At 67.1% G+C, this 17,061-nt stretch carries 18 protein-coding genes and 6 tRNA genes; 10 read left to right on the top strand and 14 right to left on the bottom strand.

Annotated features, from left to right (window positions below):
* The first annotated feature begins 1 nt into the window (after position 1).
* Entirely contained in the window at positions 2–1,297 is a 1,296-nt protein-coding gene (gene fahA, locus ACYJSS_RS21475; RefSeq protein WP_111260354.1) for a fumarylacetoacetase, read from the top strand.
* 37 nt (positions 1,298–1,334) lie between these two features.
* On the opposite strand, the gene ACYJSS_RS21470 is transcribed toward fahA, so the two are convergent.
* The 3 genes from ACYJSS_RS21470 to ACYJSS_RS21460 form a co-directional block, all read right to left on the bottom strand.
* Positions 1,335–1,949: a LysE family transporter gene (locus ACYJSS_RS21470; protein WP_111260355.1), complete on the bottom strand. Its 615-nt coding sequence runs from the start codon at positions 1,947–1,949 to the stop codon at positions 1,335–1,337.
* A gap of 78 nt (positions 1,950–2,027) precedes the next feature.
* Positions 2,028–2,819: an AraC family transcriptional regulator gene (locus ACYJSS_RS21465; RefSeq protein WP_111260356.1), complete on the bottom strand. Its 792-nt coding sequence runs from the start codon at positions 2,817–2,819 to the stop codon at positions 2,028–2,030.
* A 48-nt stretch (positions 2,820–2,867) separates the two neighbouring features.
* The gene (locus ACYJSS_RS21460; RefSeq protein ID WP_111260357.1) at positions 2,868–3,611 is read right to left on the bottom strand and encodes a TSUP family transporter; all 744 of its coding nucleotides are present in this window, start codon (positions 3,609–3,611) and stop codon (positions 2,868–2,870) included.
* 109 nt (positions 3,612–3,720) lie between these two features.
* Here ACYJSS_RS21460 and ACYJSS_RS21455 point away from each other — a divergent pair, with 109 nt between their 5' ends.
* Both ACYJSS_RS21455 and ACYJSS_RS21450 read left to right on the top strand, forming a co-directional pair.
* Positions 3,721–4,608, top strand: coding sequence for a LysR substrate-binding domain-containing protein (locus ACYJSS_RS21455; RefSeq protein WP_111260358.1), 888 nt, complete (start codon positions 3,721–3,723; stop codon positions 4,606–4,608).
* A gap of 209 nt (positions 4,609–4,817) precedes the next feature.
* Positions 4,818–5,828 (top strand): ABC transporter substrate-binding protein, encoded by a 1,011-nt coding sequence (locus tag ACYJSS_RS21450; RefSeq protein ID WP_111260359.1) that lies wholly within the window; start codon positions 4,818–4,820, stop codon positions 5,826–5,828.
* A 56-nt stretch (positions 5,829–5,884) separates the two neighbouring features.
* Here the strand turns inward: ACYJSS_RS21450 and ACYJSS_RS21445 are convergent.
* The 6 genes from ACYJSS_RS21445 to ACYJSS_RS21420 form a co-directional block, all read right to left on the bottom strand.
* Positions 5,885–5,960, bottom strand: a tRNA-Gly gene (locus ACYJSS_RS21445).
* A gap of 7 nt (positions 5,961–5,967) precedes the next feature.
* Positions 5,968–6,043: transfer RNA gene (locus ACYJSS_RS21440), tRNA-Glu, on the bottom strand.
* Positions 6,044–6,075: 32 nt separating this feature from the next.
* Positions 6,076–6,151: transfer RNA gene (locus tag ACYJSS_RS21435), tRNA-Gly, on the bottom strand.
* A gap of 7 nt (positions 6,152–6,158) precedes the next feature.
* A tRNA-Glu gene (locus tag ACYJSS_RS21430) sits at positions 6,159–6,234 on the bottom strand.
* A gap of 32 nt (positions 6,235–6,266) precedes the next feature.
* Positions 6,267–6,342, bottom strand: a tRNA-Gly gene (locus tag ACYJSS_RS21425).
* A gap of 28 nt (positions 6,343–6,370) precedes the next feature.
* Positions 6,371–6,446: transfer RNA gene (locus ACYJSS_RS21420), tRNA-Glu, on the bottom strand.
* A gap of 232 nt (positions 6,447–6,678) precedes the next feature.
* On the opposite strand from ACYJSS_RS21420, the gene ACYJSS_RS21415 reads away from it, so the two are divergent.
* The gene (locus ACYJSS_RS21415; protein WP_111260360.1) at positions 6,679–7,446 is read left to right on the top strand and encodes a hypothetical protein; all 768 of its coding nucleotides are present in this window, start codon (positions 6,679–6,681) and stop codon (positions 7,444–7,446) included.
* A 29-nt stretch (positions 7,447–7,475) separates the two neighbouring features.
* Positions 7,476–8,138, top strand: coding sequence for a glutathione S-transferase family protein (locus tag ACYJSS_RS21410; protein WP_111260361.1), 663 nt, complete (start codon positions 7,476–7,478; stop codon positions 8,136–8,138).
* Positions 8,139–8,246: 108 nt separating this feature from the next.
* Here ACYJSS_RS21410 and ACYJSS_RS21405 read toward each other — a convergent pair whose 3' ends face one another.
* Both ACYJSS_RS21405 and ACYJSS_RS21400 read right to left on the bottom strand, forming a co-directional pair.
* Positions 8,247–8,729 (bottom strand): GAF domain-containing protein, encoded by a 483-nt coding sequence (locus tag ACYJSS_RS21405; protein ID WP_111260362.1) that lies wholly within the window; start codon positions 8,727–8,729, stop codon positions 8,247–8,249.
* Entirely contained in the window at positions 8,726–9,613 is an 888-nt protein-coding gene (locus tag ACYJSS_RS21400; protein ID WP_111260363.1) for an ATP-binding protein, read from the bottom strand. Before ACYJSS_RS21400 ends, ACYJSS_RS21405 begins: the two co-directional genes overlap by 4 nt.
* A 55-nt stretch (positions 9,614–9,668) precedes the next feature.
* Here ACYJSS_RS21400 and ACYJSS_RS21395 point away from each other — a divergent pair, with 55 nt between their 5' ends.
* A complete protein-coding gene (locus ACYJSS_RS21395; RefSeq protein WP_236206818.1) occupies positions 9,669–12,035 on the top strand; it encodes an ATP-binding protein in 2,367 nt (788 codons plus the stop codon).
* Here the strand turns inward: ACYJSS_RS21395 and ACYJSS_RS21390 are convergent.
* The 3 genes from ACYJSS_RS21390 to msrB form a co-directional block, all read right to left on the bottom strand.
* Positions 12,016–12,486: a MarR family winged helix-turn-helix transcriptional regulator gene (locus ACYJSS_RS21390; protein WP_111260365.1), complete on the bottom strand. Its 471-nt coding sequence runs from the start codon at positions 12,484–12,486 to the stop codon at positions 12,016–12,018. The two genes, ACYJSS_RS21395 and ACYJSS_RS21390, sit on opposite strands and share 20 nt — an antisense overlap.
* Positions 12,483–12,968, bottom strand: a complete 486-nt coding sequence (locus tag ACYJSS_RS21385; RefSeq protein ID WP_111260366.1) for a glutathione peroxidase — start codon at positions 12,966–12,968, stop codon at positions 12,483–12,485. Before ACYJSS_RS21385 ends, ACYJSS_RS21390 begins: the two co-directional genes overlap by 4 nt.
* 108 nt (positions 12,969–13,076) lie before the next feature.
* Positions 13,077–13,475, bottom strand: coding sequence for a peptide-methionine (R)-S-oxide reductase MsrB (gene msrB, locus ACYJSS_RS21380; protein WP_111260367.1), 399 nt, complete (start codon positions 13,473–13,475; stop codon positions 13,077–13,079).
* Between the two features lie 147 nt (positions 13,476–13,622).
* Between msrB and ACYJSS_RS21375 the strand changes: the two genes are divergently transcribed.
* The 4 genes from ACYJSS_RS21375 to htpX all read left to right on the top strand — a co-directional run bounded on the left by ACYJSS_RS21375 (position 13,623) and on the right by htpX (position 17,005).
* Positions 13,623–14,834: a pyridoxal phosphate-dependent aminotransferase gene (locus tag ACYJSS_RS21375; protein ID WP_111260368.1), complete on the top strand. Its 1,212-nt coding sequence runs from the start codon at positions 13,623–13,625 to the stop codon at positions 14,832–14,834.
* Between the two features lie 11 nt (positions 14,835–14,845).
* A complete protein-coding gene (locus ACYJSS_RS21370) occupies positions 14,846–15,592 on the top strand; it encodes an SDR family NAD(P)-dependent oxidoreductase (protein WP_111260369.1) in 747 nt (248 codons plus the stop codon).
* Between the two features lie 2 nt (positions 15,593–15,594).
* Positions 15,595–16,047, top strand: a complete 453-nt coding sequence (locus ACYJSS_RS21365; protein WP_111260370.1) for a hypothetical protein — start codon at positions 15,595–15,597, stop codon at positions 16,045–16,047.
* 85 nt (positions 16,048–16,132) lie between these two features.
* Positions 16,133–17,005, top strand: coding sequence for a protease HtpX (gene htpX / locus ACYJSS_RS21360; RefSeq protein ID WP_021217366.1), 873 nt, complete (start codon positions 16,133–16,135; stop codon positions 17,003–17,005).
* Positions 17,006–17,061 lie beyond the last annotated feature (56 nt).

The raw sequence follows: 17,061 nt of genomic DNA, 5'->3' as shown, positions 1-17,061 counted from the left end.
GATGACCCAGATAGACCAACGCCGCAGCTGGATAGCCTCCGCCAACGGCCACCCCGACTTCCCCCTGCAGAACCTGCCCCTGGGCATCTTCAGCCCGGTGGGCGGCACCCCGCGTGGTGGCGTGGCCATCGGCGAGCAGATTCTCGACCTCAAGGTCGCCACCACCACCGGCCTGTTCGAAGGTGAAGCGGCGGACGCCGCGCGCGTCGCCGCCGGGGAAGACCTCAACGCCTTCTTCGCCCTCGGCGCCGACGCCCGCCGCGCCCTGCGCCGCCAGCTGCAGGAGCTGCTCGCCGAAGGCAGCCCCGCCCAGGCGCGCCTCGAAGCCCTCGGCGCCGAGCTGCTACCGGCCGCCGCCGACTGCCAGCTGCACCTGCCGGCACGCATCGGCGACTACACCGACTTCTACGTGGGCATCCACCACGCCAACAACGTCGGTCGCCTGTTCCGCCCGGACAACCCGCTGCTGCCCAACTACAAGTACGTGCCCATCGGCTACCACGGCCGCGCGTCCACCGTGTGCGTCTCCGGCACCCCGGTGCACCGCCCCAATGGCCAGACCCTGCCGCCGGGCGCCGAAGTACCGAACTTCGGCCCCAGCAAGCGCCTGGACTACGAACTGGAACTGGGCATCTGGATCGGCCAGGGCAATGCCATGGGCGAGGCCATCGCCATTGGCGAGGCGGAGCAGCACATCGCCGGCTACTGCCTGCTCAACGACTGGTCCGCACGCGACCTGCAGGCCTGGGAATACCAGCCGCTGGGCCCCTTCCTGGCGAAGAACTTCGCGACCACGGTCTCGCCCTGGGTGGTGACGGCCGAGGCCCTGGAGCCCTTCCGTACCGCCCAGCCCGCGCGCCCGGAAGGCGACCCGCAACCGCTGCCCTACCTGCTGGACGCCAACGACCAGGCCCGTGGCGCCTTCGACATCAGGCTGGAGGTGCTGCTGCAGACCGCCGCCATGCGCGAACGCGGCCAGCAGCCGCAGCGCCTGGCCCTGAGCAACACCCAGCACATGTACTGGACCGTGGCCCAACTGGTGGCGCACCACGCAGTGGGCGGCTGCAAGCTGCAGCCGGGCGACCTGTTCGGCTCCGGCACCCTGTCCGGCCCCGAGGCCGACGCCTTCGGCAGCCTGCTGGAGAGCACCTTCGGCGGCAAGCAGCCGTTGTCGCTGGCCAGCGGCGAGCAGCGCACCTTCCTGGAAAGTGGCGACGAGGTGATCCTGCGCGCCTGGTGCGAAGGCGAAGGCCGTGTCCGCATCGGCTTCGGCGAGTGCCGCGGCCGGGTGCTCTGACCCCTCCCGACGCGGGCCCACCCGGGCCCGCGCCTCTTCAGGCCAGCCCGCGCAGGGCCAGCGCCGCCATCACCAGCAGCAACACCCCGCACAACCCGTGGCTGACCCGGTGCCAGGTCGGCGAGCTGTTGCGCCGCAGCCAGTCCACCAGCGCCGCGCAGAGGAAGCAGCAGGCCAGCGAGGCCGTCATGAAGCCGGCGAAGAACACGCCGGTCTGGGCCATGTCCGGCGCACCGCCGATCATTCCCGCCATCGCCGTACCCAGGGCGCCCCAGTAGACGATGTTCTTCGGGTTGGTCAGCGAGATCGCCGCGCCGGTAAGCAGCGCACCGCGCCCCTCGTGCTCGGTGGCGCCTCCCTCCTCCGGCAGCTGCCAGGCATCGCGCAGGCTGCGCAGCCCGAGCCAGGCCAGGTAGGCCGCGCAGGCCAGGGTCAGCGGCACGCGCACCTGCTCCTGGCCGAGCAACAGGGTCAGGCCCGCCAGGCCCAGCACCGCCCAGACCGCATCGCCCACCAGGGAGCCGAACTGCACCAGCAGCGCCGGGCGGAAGCCGTGCAGCAGGCCACGACGCAGGGTTTCGGCGAGCACGGCACCGGGAGACAGGCAGAAGACCACGCCGAAGGCGAAGGCCGAGCAGAACAGCAGGAGCATGGAAACCTCAAGCGATGAACGGGACGGATGGGGGCATTCTGCCCGCGTCCCCGCCGGCGGACTTGGACAGGATTGCACTCAGGCGTTGAGCAGGCGCTTCAGCTCGCCGGGGGTGATGCCGTAGGCAGCGCGGAAGTGGCGGTTGAGGTGGCTCTGGTCGGCGAAGCCCAGGGCATGGGCCGTATCGGTGGCCGACCAGCCGGCACGCAGCAACCCACGGGCGCGACGGGTGCGCAGCTGCATGGCCCATTGCCGGGGACTGAGGCCGGTGTGCTTCTGGAAGCTGCGCAACAGGTGGAACTTGCACAGGCCCAGCTCGGCGGCCAGCTCATCGAGGCTCGGGCTGTCCTGCAGCCGCTCGGCCAGCAGTTCCTGCACCCGCGCCATCGGCCCCGCGCCCACCGCCGCCGTATCCGGCAGGGGCCCGGCGCTGCGCTGCACCAGGTGCCCGAGCCACAGCAGCAGATGCTCCTCCGCGCGTTCGCGCACCAGGGCGTCGCCGCCCAGCGCCCGCTCCACCGCGTCGGCCAGGCTGGCGGCGAGGTCGGGCTGGTGGATGCAGGCGCGTTGGAATTCCACCCGAGCCAGGCCCAGGTCATCGGCCAGCTGCTCGGCGCTCACGTAGAGGCCGACATAGCGCCAGGGCTCGCCCTCCTTCACCCCGCCGCCCTGGATCTGCCCCGGGTTGTAGAGGGTGATGTCGCCCGCACCGGCACGGAAGCTGCGCCGATCCAGCCACACCTGCTCCTCGCCCAGAAGGTTCACGCCGATGACGCACTCGTCATGGCTGTGCTTGGCGAAGGCGTGGCCGGCGCCGCTGTTGCTGGCGACTTCCAGGCGGCCGAGATAGGCCTGTCGGCTATGGAGCATGGCGGGGACTCGGGGGTCGGGAGGCGCCGAGCATAACGCCCCGGCGACTCAGCCGGCCAGAAGCAACGCCCCGCGCAGCAGCGAGTGCGCCCCCAGGGCCAGCAGGCCGAGGAAGAACAGCCGGCGGAACAGGCGCTCGCTCAGGCGCCTGCGGATGCGCCGGCCGATTTCCAGGCCCAGCAGGGCCGGCAGCAGCATCAGCCAGGTGAGGCCAAGGTCTAGCCCCGGGGGGCCGCCATGGAGGAACAGGCCGAGCCCCAGGGCCAGGGTGGCGACGATGAAGGACAGCCCGAGCGCCTGGATCAGCACCTCGCGGGGCAGGCCCAGCGCCTGCAGGTAAGGCACGGCGGGGACCACGAAGACGCCCGTAAGGCCCGTCACCAGACCGGTGAGCAGCCCCACCAGTGCCGACCAGGCGCCCTCCCGCCGCTGCGGTGTCGGCGCGTGAAAGGCCAACAGCCCAAGCCCGCCATAGGCCAGCAGGCAGGCGCCGAGCGCTGCGGGAATCCAGGGGCTGGCCGATTCGACCAGCCAGCGCGTGGTCACCAGGGTGCCCAGGGCCAGCGCCAGCAGCAGCGGCCACAGGCGACGCAGCAGCGGCAGCAGCGCCGGCCCGCCGAACAGCTGCCAGAGGTTGGTCAGAAGCGAAGGCACGAGCAGCAGTGCCGACGCCTCGCCCGGCGTCATCGCCACCGCCAGCAGGCCCATGGCCACGGTGGGCAGGCCCATGCCGAGCACGCCCTTGACCAGGCCGGCAAGCAGGAAAACCAAGAAGCAGAAGAGCAGCAGCATGGCGGATACCGATAAGGAGGATGGCGCCAGCTTGCGCGATGTCGCGCCAGGGCTGAATCTGTGATTCCCGAGCCCAGGCTACGCCCTGGACGAAGCCTGGAAGAGCACGATGCGCTACGACCTGATCGACTTGAAGCTGTTCCTCGACATCCTCGACGCCGGCAGCATCACCCGCGGCGCCGAACGCAGCCACCTGGCCCTGGCCTCGGCCAGTGCGCGCCTCAAGGGGCTGGAGGAAAGCCTCGGCATACCGCTGTTCGAGCGCCAGCGCCATGGGGTCAGCCCCACGCCGGCAGGCCGCGCCCTGGCCCATCACGCCCGTTCGGTGATGCACCAGCTGGAGCTGATGGTCGACGAACTGGGCGATTTCGCCAGCGGCCTGCGCGCGCGGGTCCGACTGCTGGGCAACACCGCCGCCCTGGCCGAGCACCTGCCTGGCGTGCTGGGTGACTTTTTGCTGGCGCACCCGCAGATCGACCTGGATATCGAGGAAAGGCCCAGCCATGCCATCGTCGAAGCGCTCAGCCGGGGCCAGGCGGACCTCGGGGTCCTGGCCGACAACACCGACCTGGCCGCCCTGGAAGCACGCCCCTTGCGCATCGACCGCCTGGTGCTGGTGACGCGCCTGGACGACGCGAGCCTCGATCACGGCCAGCCGCTGCACTTCGAGCAGTTGCTCGACCGTGCCTTCATCGGCCTGGGCCGGGACAACCCGCTGCAGCAGCACATCGCCGGCAAGGCCCTGAAAGCCGGTCGCCACCTGGACCTGCGCCTGCGGGTCAGCGATTTCGACGCGGTGCTGGGCCTGGTGGCCCGTGGCGTGGGCATCGCCCTGGTGCCCGAAGCCGCCCTGGACCGCGCCCGGGATCGCCATGCGCTGCGCACCCTGCCCCTGGCCGATGCCTGGGCCACCCGCCAGCTGCACCTCTGCGCACGGCGCTTCGATGCCCTGCCCCCGCCCGCTGCGCGCCTGGCCGAGGCCTTGCTCGGCAGCTGACAGGCAAAGAAAAGGCCGCCCGAAGGCGGCCGCAAGTGAATCAGGAGCACGATGTGTAGGCACAAGTCTAGGGCCCGATGACGACCGATTCATGTCGACGAGGTGACCGTTGCATGACGAAAGCCGCACAGGCGCACAGGGCCCGGGCCGTCTAACCTTCGTTCCCGTAGCGGCGGGCGATGCGCCCCCTCAAGCGATTGGAGAACCCCATGCGATCGATCAAGCACCTGCTGGGCGGCGCCCTGCTCGCCGGCGCGTTGCTGGCCCAGGGCGCAACGACGGACCCGCACGAGCCGATCCACTTCGGCGACCTGACATGGGAAAGCGGCAGCCTGATCACCGAGATCCTCCGCCTGGTGGTCGAGAAGGGCTACGGCTACCCGACGGACACCCTGCCCGGCAGCACCGTCAGCCTGGAAACCGCGCTGGCCCAGGACGACATCCAGGTCATAGGCGAGGAATGGCCGGGGCGCAGCCCGGTGTGGGTCAAAGCCGAGCAGGAGGGCAAGGTGTTCGCCTTGGGCGACATCGTCAAGAACGCCGACGAAGGCTGGTGGGTGCCGGCCTATGTGGTGGAGGGCGACGCCGGGCGGGGCATCGAGGCGGCGGCACCGGGGTTGCGCTCGGTGCAGGACCTGCCGCGCTACAAGGCGCTGTTCCGCGACCCGGAAGCGCCGGACAAGGGGCGCTTCCTCAACAGCCCCACCGGCTGGACCTCCGAGACGGTCAACAGCCAGAAGCTCAAGGCCTATGGGCTCGAAGGCAGCTACGTGAACTTCCGCACCGGCTCAGGAGCGGCCCTGGACGCGGAAATCGTCTCCGCCATCCGCCGTGGCCAGCCGGTGCTGTTCTACTACTGGTCGCCGACGCCCCTGCTTGGCCGCTACAAGCTGATCAAGCTGGAGGAGCCGCCCTTCGATGCCGAGGCCTGGAAGACCCTGGCCGACGCCAGCAACCCCAACCCGCGTGGCACCCGCTCATTGCCGGCGCGCCTGGCGATCGGCGTATCCGCCCCCTTCCGCCAGCGCTACCCGCACCTGGTGGAGATGTTCGCCAAGGTGGACCTGCCCATCGACGGCCTGAACCAGGCACTGGCAACCATGAGCGAGAAACGCCAGCCACCTCGCGACGCTGCGCGTGACTACCTGCGCGCCCATCCCGATGTCTGGAAGAACTGGCTGCCCGAAGAAGCCCGCGCCAAGGTGGCTGCCGGGCTCTGAGGGCAAAAGACGCACAAACGAAAACGCCGCTCGTATGAGCGGCGTTTTCGTTTTACTGGAGCGGGAAACGAGACTCGAACTCGCGACCCCGACCTTGGCAAGGTCGTGCTCTACCAACTGAGCTATTCCCGCATGAAAATGGCGTCCCCTAGGGGACTCGAACCCCTGTTACCGCCGTGAAAGGGCGGTGTCCTAGGCCACTAGACGAAGGGGACAGGTAAAACCTGGCAAGCATCGCTTGTGAAACTGGAGCGGGAAACGAGACTCGAACTCGCGACCCCGACCTTGGCAAGGTCGTGCTCTACCAACTGAGCTATTCCCGCGTGAAACTGGCGTCCCCTAGGGGACTCGAACCCCTGTTACCGCCGTGAAAGGGCGGTGTCCTAGGCCACTAGACGAAGGGGACAAACAACACTCAACAAGCATTGCTTGAAAATCTGGAGCGGGAAACGAGACTCGAACTCGCGACCCCGACCTTGGCAAGGTCGTGCTCTACCAACTGAGCTATTCCCGCATTGCAACTACAACGTAACGCCAGAAAGTGGCGTCCCCTAGGGGACTCGAACCCCTGTTACCGCCGTGAAAGGGCGGTGTCCTAGGCCACTAGACGAAGGGGACGCGGCCCGGAGCTTACAACAGCTTTAACGCTTTCTTCCGGCCTTCGTCGCTTTTGCCCTCAGGCTTCGCGTCGAAGTGGCGCGCATTCTAGGGAGCGTTTTAACACCCGTCAACCCTTCGGCAAAAAACTTTTAAAATCAAAGGGTTCAGGTCAAAAACTGACACGGAGCTATCAGCAGGGTGGCCAACCCTCTACACTCCCGCAGAAAACGCACACGGGAGCTGTATAAAGATGTCGCCACTCGTGATCACCCTGATGGTGATAGCCGGCCTGGTCGTACTGCTGATCATCGGCTACGCCAACCACATGGTAGAAGCCAGCAAGTTGGAGAAAGCGCGCCTGCGCGCCGACCTCAACGACAGGCTGCGCCGTACCAGCGCCCTCTCCGACAGCCTGCCCGGCCAGTTCATGACGCCTGAACTGAAACTGCAGCTGACCCGCCTGCAACTGCTGTTCTGCGAGCGGCTGCTGCCGCTGGACAAGGGCAATGCGCAGCTCAAGGTCAAGGCCGAGGAACTGCGCGGCCTGGTGGCCCAGGGCGAGGCGATGCCGATCCGCAACGCGCCCCTGAAGATCGCCAATGAAGCCCAGGCCAAGGAGATCCGCTTCCAGCTGGAAACCCTGCACGGCCAACTGACCCGCTCCGCCAAGGACGGGTTCATGCCGGTGAACGATGCCAAGCGCTGGGTCAACGAGATCCGCGCAATGCTGGTGCAACTGCATATCGAGTTCTTCACCAACCTCGGCCTCCAGGCCCTGCAGGAAGGCCAGCCACGCCAGGCACGCCTGGCCTTCGAACGCGGCGTGCAGTACCTGCAGAAACAGCCGGACCCCGCCCGCTACCAGAACCAGCTGCAGCAGTTGCAGAACCAGTTGGCCCGCGCCAATGCCCTGGCCCTGGACAAGCAGCCGGCCGCCGACGAACCCAGCGAGCTCGGCGAAGCGCTGAAATCCCTGGACGATGAAGACACCTGGAAGAAGAAGAACATCTACGACTGACAGGCTCCGCTCAGACAAGGACCCCCACGATGAGCATCACCCTCTACGGCGCCCCGCTCTCCCCCTTCGTGCGCAAGGTGCGCCTCTTCCTCCTTGAAAAGGGCATCGACTACCAGCTCGAGATCATCACGCCCTTCGGCCAGCCCGCCTGGTATCGCGAACTGAACCCGCTGGGGCGCATCCCGGCGATGCGCGACGGTGACTTCACCCTCGCCGACTCCAGCGTCATCTGCCAGTACCTGGAGGACAAGCACGCCGACCTGCCGCCGCTCTATGGCCGCGACGCCGAGCAGCGCGCCCGGGTGCGCTGGCTGGAGAAGTACGCCGATTACGAGTTGGCACCGCTGACCACCTTCTGCGTGTTCCGCAACCGCGCGCTCAAGCCGACCATGGGCCAGCCCTGTGACGAGGCGGCCGTGCAGGCGGCGCTGCAGGACAAGCTGCCGCAGCATTTCGACTATCTGGAAAAGACCCTGGGCGATGCCGAGTACTTCGTCGGCGCCGAGCTCACCCTGGCGGACCTGGCCCTGTGCTGCCAGCTGATCAACATGGAGCACGGCACCGAGCTGCTGGACAGCGGCCGCTGGCCGGCCCTGGCGGCGCACTACCAGCGCATCCGCGCGCGGGAATCGGTGCAGACGGTTCTGCCTGGCGAGCAGCGCACCTTGGCGAAGCTCAGCGGCAAGGCCTGACTGCCCTGCTCCCCCTGAGAAGCCCGGCGATTGCCGGGCTTTTCCTTGGCGCGCCATCAAGAAAAAGCCCGGCCTGAGCCGGGCTTCGCACAAGTGGAACCGCGTCGATCAGCAATCGGTCAGGCGCAGGAAAATCGCCGCCAGGTGCTCGATGCCGGCCTGGTCCTGCTCCTTGAAGCGGCCGATGCTCGGGCTGTCGAGGTCGAGCACGCCGATCAGCCTGCCGTCCTTGACCAGGGGCACCACCAGTTCGCTGTTGGACGCGCTGTCGCAGGCGATGTGGCCGGGGAAGGCATGCACGTCCTCGACACGCTGGGTCTCGCGGGTGCGTGCCGCAGCACCACAGACGCCCCGGGTGAAGGGGATGCGCACGCAGGCGACCTTGCCCTGGAAGGGGCCGAGCACCAGTTCTTCCTGTTTGTTCAGGTAGAAGCCGGCCCAGTTCAGTTCGGGCAGCTCGTTATAGAGGAAGGCGGAAAACTGCGAGGCATTGGCGATGAAATCGCGCTCGTCGGCGAGCAGCGACTCCAGTTGGGCCGCCAGCAGGGCGTAGCCCTCCAGGCCGGCGCCGGCTTGTTGCAGGTCGATCATGGGGAGGTCTCCAGCAGCGCCCGGCCAACCCATTGGCGGGCGAATTGATAGGCGCAACGGCCATTGCGGTTGCCGCGCCCAAGGGCCCAGCGGATGGCCGCCTTCTCCAGCTCCTCGTTCCACTCCCAGGCCAGCCCGGCGGGGGCCAGGGACTCGATCCAGTGGCGCACCACGGCGAGGAAGTGCTCCTGGGTGAAGGGGTAGAAGGACAGCCAGAGGCCGAAGCGGTCGGACAGGGCGATCTTGTCTTCCACCGCCTCATTGGGGTGCAGCTCGCCGCCGACCATCTGCCAGTGCTCGTTGTCGCTCTCCTTCTCCGGCACCAGGTGGCGGCGGTTGGAGGTGGCGTAGAGCAGCACGTTGTCCGGTGCACGCTCGAGCGAGCCGTCGAGCACGCTCTTGAGCACGCGGTAGTCACCTTCACCGGACTCGAAGGAGAGGTCGTCGCAGAACATCACGAAGCGTTGCGGCAGCTTGGCCACCAGCTCGACCACGCGCGGCAGGTCGGCGAGATGATCACGCTCGATCTCGATCAGGCGCAGGCCGACGCCCGCGTGGGCGGCCAGCAGCGCGCGCACCAGGGACGACTTGCCGGTGCCCCGGGCGCCCCACAGCAGCGCATGGTTGGCGGGCAGGCCATCGACGAACTGGCGGGTATTGCGCGCCAACTGCTCACGCTGGGCATCGACGCCGATCAGGTCGGTGAGGTTGAGGTCGAGGCTGACTTCCAGCGGCTGCAGGTAGCCGCCACGCCCCTCGCGGTGCCAGCGCGCGGCGAGGCAGTCGCTCCAGTCGATCTCGGGGCGCAGGGCAGGCAGCAGGGGCTCCAGGCGCGCGAGCACGGCATCGGCGCGTTCGAGGAAGGCATTCAAACGGGAATCCACAATAAACTCCTTGATTGAGCTCGGAGAGCCGGGCTGTCGGCAGGCGGGATAGGCTATGCTTGGCAGGCCCACGGAACAAGGCCAAATCTTCTCGCCCATGGATATCCCGCTGACCCAACGCCTGTCGTTCAAGCAGGCCAGCATCACCGTGCTGGTGGCGTTCGTACTCGGGACACTCCTCAGCATCATCCAGGTCGGCATCGACTACGCCAGCGAGAACGCCTCGCTGGAGCGCGAGATCAATGCCCTGCTGGAAATCAGCCACAATCCCGCTGCCCGCATCGCCTACAACATCGACGCCGAACTGGCCCAGGAACTGGTGCTGGGACTGCTGCGCTCGCCGGCGGTGATCCGCGCCGAGATCATCGACAACAGCGGCACCGTGCTCGCCAGCGTCAACCGCCCGCGCACCGAGAGCGACTACCGCATCTTCAGCGACTTCCTGTTCGGCGAGCGTCGCGACTTCCAGGACCCGCTGTACATCGCCCACGCCCCCTCGGAGACCCTCGGCCTGCTGCGCCTGGAGGTGGACACCTTCGCCTTCGGCAACCACTTCCTGCGCCGCTCCATGCTCACCCTGCTGTCGGGCTTCGTCCGCAGCCTGTTGCTGTCGCTGATCCTCCTGGTGCTCTTCTACAGCATGCTCACCAAGCCCCTGGTGGGCCTGATCCGCGCCCTCAGCGAAGGTGACTCGCGCAATCCGGTGGACAACCGCCTGCCCTGCCCGCCCGGCCATGAACAGGACGAGATCGGCGTGCTGGTGGATGTGATCAACCGCCAGTTGGCCAACCTCTTCGCCGAGATGGAACAGCGCCGCGATGCCGAGGATCGCCTGACCCAGTACCTCGCCGAGCTGGAGAACATCGTCTCGGCGCGTACCGCCGAGCTCAAAGCCACCAACAGCCGCCTCAGCCAGTCCAACCAGGAACTGGACATGGCCCGCACCCACGCCATTGAAACCGCCCAGGCCCGTGCCACCTTCCTGGCCAACATGAGCCATGAGATCCGCACCCCGCTCAACGGCCTGCTCGGCATGCTCTCGCTGACCCTGGACAGCCCCCTGAACCCCGAGCAGCGCCAACAGCTGACCATCGCCCACGACTCGGGCAACGTGCTGGTCGAGCTGCTCAACGACATCCTCGACCTGTCCAAGTTCGAGGCCGGCCAACTGGAGCTGGAGGCCATCCCCTTCGACCTCGGCGTGCTGGTGGAAGACACCGCCAGCCTGCTCTCGCAGAACGCCGCACCCGGCGTGGAACTGAGCTGCCTGATCGACCCGCGCATGCCTTCGCTAGTGGTCGGCGACCCGACGCGGGTCCGGCAGATCGTCAGCAACCTGCTGTCCAACGCCCTCAAGTTCACCCGCTTCGGCCGCGTCGACCTGCGCGTCACGCCCACGGCCGAGGGCGTGACCGTCAGCGTGCGCGACACCGGCATCGGCATCTCCAGCGAGGCCATGCCCAAGCTGTTCCAGCCCTTCGCCCAGGCTGGCGCCGGCATCACCCGCCAGTTCGGCGGCACCGGGCTCGGTCTCGCCCTCACCCGGCGCCTCTGCGAGGCCATGAACGGCAAGCTGCACGTGCGCTCGGAAGAAGGCATCGGCAGCCTGTTCAGTGCCGAGCTGCCGCTGGCCAGCCATGCCGACGCCACGCCGGCACCGGCGCTGCAGGGGCGCGTCATCGCCCTGTGCGCCGCAGGCAGCGGCCTGGCCGAATTGCTGAAGACCTGGCTGCCGGCCTGGGGCATCAACTACCAGCGACGCGATGTCGATACCAGCCTGGCGGGCCAGGTGTTCGACCAGGTCATCACCGACTCGCCGGAACAACTGCAGCGCCTGCGCGGCGAAAGCACGGCGCCGATCCTGCTGATCACCGGCTACGGCAACTTCATCCAGGGCGAACAGGCCGCCCCGCTCGCGCCCCTGCAGCAGCTGGCCCGACCGCTGGCCCGCTCGGCGCTTTACCAGGCACTGCGCCGCAGCCTGCAGGCCCAGCCGGACGAACCCGCCCCCGCACCCACACCGAAGCAGCGCCTGGCGCGCTCGGCCCGCGTGCTGCTGGTGGAAGACAACGCGGTGAACCAACTGGTGGCCAAGGGCATGCTCGGCAAGCTGGGCTGCGAGGTGCTGATCGCCGCCCACGGGGGCGAGGCCCTGCAGATGCTCGCCGAAGAGCCCGTGGACCTGGTTCTGATGGACTGCAACATGCCGATCATGGATGGCTACGAGGCCACCCGGCGTATCCGCCAGAGCGGCAACTGGCCGGGCCTGCCCATCGTCGCACTGACCGCCAATGCCCTGCCGGACGAACGCGAACGTTGCCGCGCCGCCGGCATGGACGACTACCTGGCCAAGCCCTTCCGCCGGGAAGAGCTGGTCGCCCTGCTGGACAACTGGCTGCCGGCTACCCAGCCAACCCAGTGAAGCGCCCGAGCAGTTCGGACAACCGGCTGCGCAGCTCCACCATCTCGTTGAGGTCCAGACCGCTGCTGCAGATCAGCTCCGCGCGCAGCGCCGGCACCTGCTCGCGCAGCGCGACGCCGGATTCGCTCAAGCCCAGGTGCACCTCGCGCTCGTCATGGGCCGCGCGACGGCGCAGTACATGGCCGAGCTGCTCGAGGCGCTTGAGCAGCGGCGTCAGGGTGCCGGAGTCCAGCATCAGACGCTCGCCCAGGGCTTTAACCGTAGGCTGCTCAGGCGACGCGGCATGCCATTCCCAGAGCACCAGCATGACCAGGTACTGCGGGTAGGTCAGGCCCAGCTGTTCGAGCAGGGGCCGGTAGCCGCGGATCACGGCGCGCGAGGCGGCGTAGAGCTTGAAGCACAGCTGGTTGTCCAGCAGCAGTTCGGCTTCGGGCGATTCGGGCAGGGTCATTTCAGCAGCGCTTCGATCTCGGCGGTGAGTTCTTCCGGCTTGGTGGTCGGCGCGAAACGCTTCACCTGGCGACCTTCGCCATCGATCAGGAACTTGGTGAAGTTCCACTTGATGCCCTTGCTGCCCAGGAGGCCCGGCGCGCGGTTCTTCAGCTCGACATAGAGCGGGTGGGCGTCGGCACCGTTGACGTCGATCTTCTTGAACAGCGGGAAGCTGACGCCGAAGTTCAGCTCGCAGAACTCGGAGATGGCGCCCTCGTCACCCGGCTCCTGCTTGCCGAACTGGTTGCAGGGGAAGCCGAGCACCACCAGGCCCTTGTCCTTGTATTGCTGCCAGATGCTCTCAAGGCCCTTGTACTGCGGGGTGAAGCCGCACTTGCTCGCGGTGTTGACCACCAGCACGGCCTTGCCGCCGAAATCGGCCAGCGTCTTCTGCTCGCCCTTGATGGTGGTGACGGGGATATCGAAAAGCTTCGCGCTCATGTGATGTGCCTGCGATTGGGGGATGACGGCGACAAAATAGCTCGCAATTGAATTGCGTGCAATTTAATTGCAATGAAAAAGGCCCGCGCATCGGGCGGGCCCACTCGATCAGGCTTCGCGAGGAACCAGCTTCAGCGACACCGAATTGATGCAGTAGCGCAGGCCGGTCGGGCGCGGGCCATCCGGGAACACATGGCCCAGGTGCGCTTCGCAACGGGCGCAGCGCACCTCGATACGGTGCATGCCGTGGCTGAAGTCCTCCTTCTCCTCGATCGCACTGCCGTCCACCGGCTGGAAATAGCTCGGCCAGCCACTGCCGGAGTCGTACTTGGCATCGGAGTCGAACAGCGCCGCGCCGCAGCAGGAGCAATGGTAGATGCCCGGCGTCTTGGTGCCGTTGTACTCACCGGTGAAGGGACGTTCGGTGCCCCCCAGGCGACAGACGTGGAACTGGGTTTCGCTCAGCTCTTCACGCCAGGATTCAAGGGGTTTGTCCAGCTTTTCCATGGGTCACCTCGGCTACGGAAAAAAGCCCGACCAGTACCTTTTCCGGTCATCGGGCCGCACGTATCATGCGTGGCTTTAGACGCCAGTCTGGCAGCGGCGTTACAGGCTGCCAAGGCGCAGTTTCCTCAGATCGGGACACGAACCACCATGCAGGTCAGCAAATCGAACAAGCTCGCCAACGTCTGCTACGACATCCGCGGGCCCGTGCTCAAGCACGCCAAACGCCTGGAAGAGGAAGGCCACCGCATCCTCAAGCTGAACATCGGCAACCCGGCGCCGTTCGGTTTCGAAGCCCCCGAGGAAATCCTCCAGGACGTGATCCGCAACCTGCCGACCGCCCAGGGCTACAGCGACTCCAAGGGGCTGTTCAGCGCACGCAAGGCGGTGATGCAGTACTACCAGCAGAAGCAGGTGGACGGCATCGGCATCGAGGACATCTACCTCGGCAACGGCGTGTCCGAGCTGATCGTCATGTGCATGCAGGCGCTGCTCAACAACGGTGACGAGGTGCTGATCCCGGCGCCCGACTACCCGCTGTGGACCGCCGCCGTGAGCCTGGCCGGCGGCAAGCCGGTGCATTACCTGTGCGACGAGCAGGCCGACTGGTTCCCCGACCTCGAAGACATCAAGGCCAAGATCACCCCGAACACCAAGGCCATGGTGATCATCAACCCCAACAACCCCACCGGCGCCGTGTACTCCAGGGAGCTGCTGGAGGGGATGGTCGAACTGGCCCGCCAGCACAACCTGGTGCTGTTCTCCGACGAGATCTACGACAAGATCCTCTACGACGAAGCCGTGCACATCTCCACCGCCTCCCTGGCGCCGGACGTGCTCTGCCTGACCTTCAACGGCCTGTCCAAGTCCTACCGCGTGGCCGGCTTCCGCTCCGGCTGGGTCGCCATCTCCGGGCCCAAGCAGCGCGCGCAGAGCTACATCGAAGGCATCGACATCCTCGCCAACATGCGCCTGTGCGCCAACGTGCCGAGCCAGCACGCCATCCAGACCGCCCTCGGCGGCTACCAGAGCATCAACGACCTGGTCCTGCCCAACGGCCGCCTGCTGGAACAGCGCAACCGCACCTGGGAACTGCTCAACGACATTCCCGGCGTCAGCTGCGTCAAGCCCATGGGCGCGCTCTACGCCTTCCCGCGCATCGACCCGAAGGTCTGCCCCATCGTCAACGACGAGAAGTTCGTCCTCGACCTGCTGCTCTCCGAGAAACTGCTGATCGTCCAGGGCACCGCCTTCAACTGGCCGTGGCCGGACCACTTCCGCGTGGTCACCCTGCCCCGCGTCGACGACCTGGAGCAGGCCATCGGCCGCATCGGCAACTTCCTCAAGTCCTATCGCCAGTAAGGAACGCCAGCATGGGCCAGGCCAGACGCTACCTGCTCACCGGTGCCAGCTCCGGCATCGGCATGGCCCTGGCCCGGCGCCTCGCCAGCCAGGGGTATGACCTAGCCCTCGCCGCACGCCGCGAGGAGACCCTGCAGCAGTTGGCCGAGGAACTGCGCAGCCAGTACGGCCGCACCCTCGTCGTGCTGCCGCTGGACGTCACCGACCATGCCGCGTGCAAGGACGCCGTAGGCCTGGCGCAGAATGCCCTGGGCGGCCTCGACGGGCTGATCGCCAACGCCGGCATTGGCCTGGCGGGCAAGGCCGGCAGCGGCCGCTTCGAGCGCTACCGACAGACCCTGGAGACCAACCTGCTCGGCGCCATCGCCTGCCTGGATGCCGCCACCGAGCTGTTCCGCGAACAGGGCCACGGCCACCTCGTCGCCATCGCTTCGGTGGCCGGCAAGCGCGGGCTGCCCGCCACCGCCGGCTACTCGGCGAGCAAGGCCGGGCTGATCAGCTACATGGAATCGCTGGAGCTGGAGCTGCACCGCAGCCCCATCGACACCACTCTCATCCTGCCCGGCTACATCGACACGCCGATCAACCAGGATGCCGGCCCCCGCCCCTTCCTCATCGGTGTCGAGCGCGGCGCCGAACTGATCGCCCGACACATCGAGAAACGCACTCGCAGCGCCTATGTGCCCGGCTGGCCCTGGGCCCTGATCGGCCGCCTGCTGCCGCTGCTCCCCACCTCACTGATCGCCAGGGCGCTGTGACCATGGACCTGCAGATCGACGATTTCTACAAGGACTGCGCGGCGGGCATGCTGATGCTCTACCAAGCCTTTCCGCGCAAGGTCGCCCTCTATATCGAGGACCTCATCGGCCACGAGGAGCCCGACGAGTTCGGCCTCCCCAGCAAACGCCACCAGGGCTGCCTGGGCGCCCTGATCTGGCTGGCCGAGGAGGGCTACATCCGCTACGAAAGCACCATTCGCTACGAGGCGCTGGACCAGGCCGTACTCAGCGAGAAGGGCTTCCTGCGCCTGTCCCGCACCCTGCCCCATGCCGTGCGCAGCGACGATGAACTGCCCCCCAGCGTACGCCGCGTCCACGCCACCCTCGCCCACCAGCTGCGCGAGGCCCTGGCCAGCCGCAACGGCGAACGCACCGCCCGCCTCACCCGGCTGCTCTTCGTCGGGGCCGGCGGCACGACAGGCGACACAGTTTGAAATAGAGCCCAGGTTGAATAGGCATCTGGCGCACCTTATATAACCCCGCATTACACCGTCTTTCCCTGAGGAGACCGCTTTAACCATGATGCGCATCCTGTTGTTCGTGGCCACCAACCTCGCAGTCCTGGTGATCGCCAGCATCACCCTGAAACTGCTGGGCGTAGACCGCTTCACTGGCCAGAATTACGGCAGCCTGCTGGTGTTCTGTGCCGTATTCGGCTTCGCCGGCTCCCTGGTCTCGCTGTTCATCTCCAAATGGATGGCGAAGATGAGCACCGGCACCGAAATCATCACCCAACCCCGCACCCGCCACGAGCAGTGGCTGCTGCAGACCGTGGAGCAACTTTCCCGCGAAGCCGGCATCAAGATGCCGGAAGTCGGCATCTTCCCCGCCTACGAGGCCAACGCCTTCGCCACCGGCTGGAACCGCAACGACGCCCTGGTCGCCGTGAGCCAGGGCCTGCTGGAGCGCTTCTCGCCCGATGAGGTGAAAGCCGTGCTGGCCCACGAGATCGGCCACGTGGCCAACGGTGACATGGTCACCCTGGCGCTGGTGCAGGGCGTGGTGAACACCTTCGTGATGTTCTTCGCGCGCATCTTCGGCAACTTCGTCGACAAGGTGATCCTGAAGAACGAGGAAGGCCACGGTATCGGTTACTTCGTGGCGACCATCTTCGCCGAACTGGTCCTGGGCATCCTCGCCAGCATCATCGTCATGTGGTTCTCGCGCAAACGCGAATACCGCGCCGACGAAGCCGGTGCCCAACTGGCCGGCACCAACGCCATGATCGGTGCCCTGCAGCGCCTGCGTGCGGAACAGGGCGTGCCGGTGCAGATGCCCGACAGCCTCACCGCCTTCGGCATCAACGGCGGCCTGAAGAACGGCCTCGCCGGCCTGCTGATGAGCCACCCGCCCCTGGAAGACCGCATCGAGGCCCTGCGCCGCCGCGGCTGATTCACGCCCCACGAAAAAGGCGGCCAATCGGCCGCCTTTTTCATGCCCGCAATAAA

This window comes from Pseudomonas sp. No.21, from assembly GCF_054558415.1.
The sequence above is the reverse complement of the archived record's forward strand: the minus strand, read 5'-3'. Positions and strand labels throughout refer to the sequence as shown.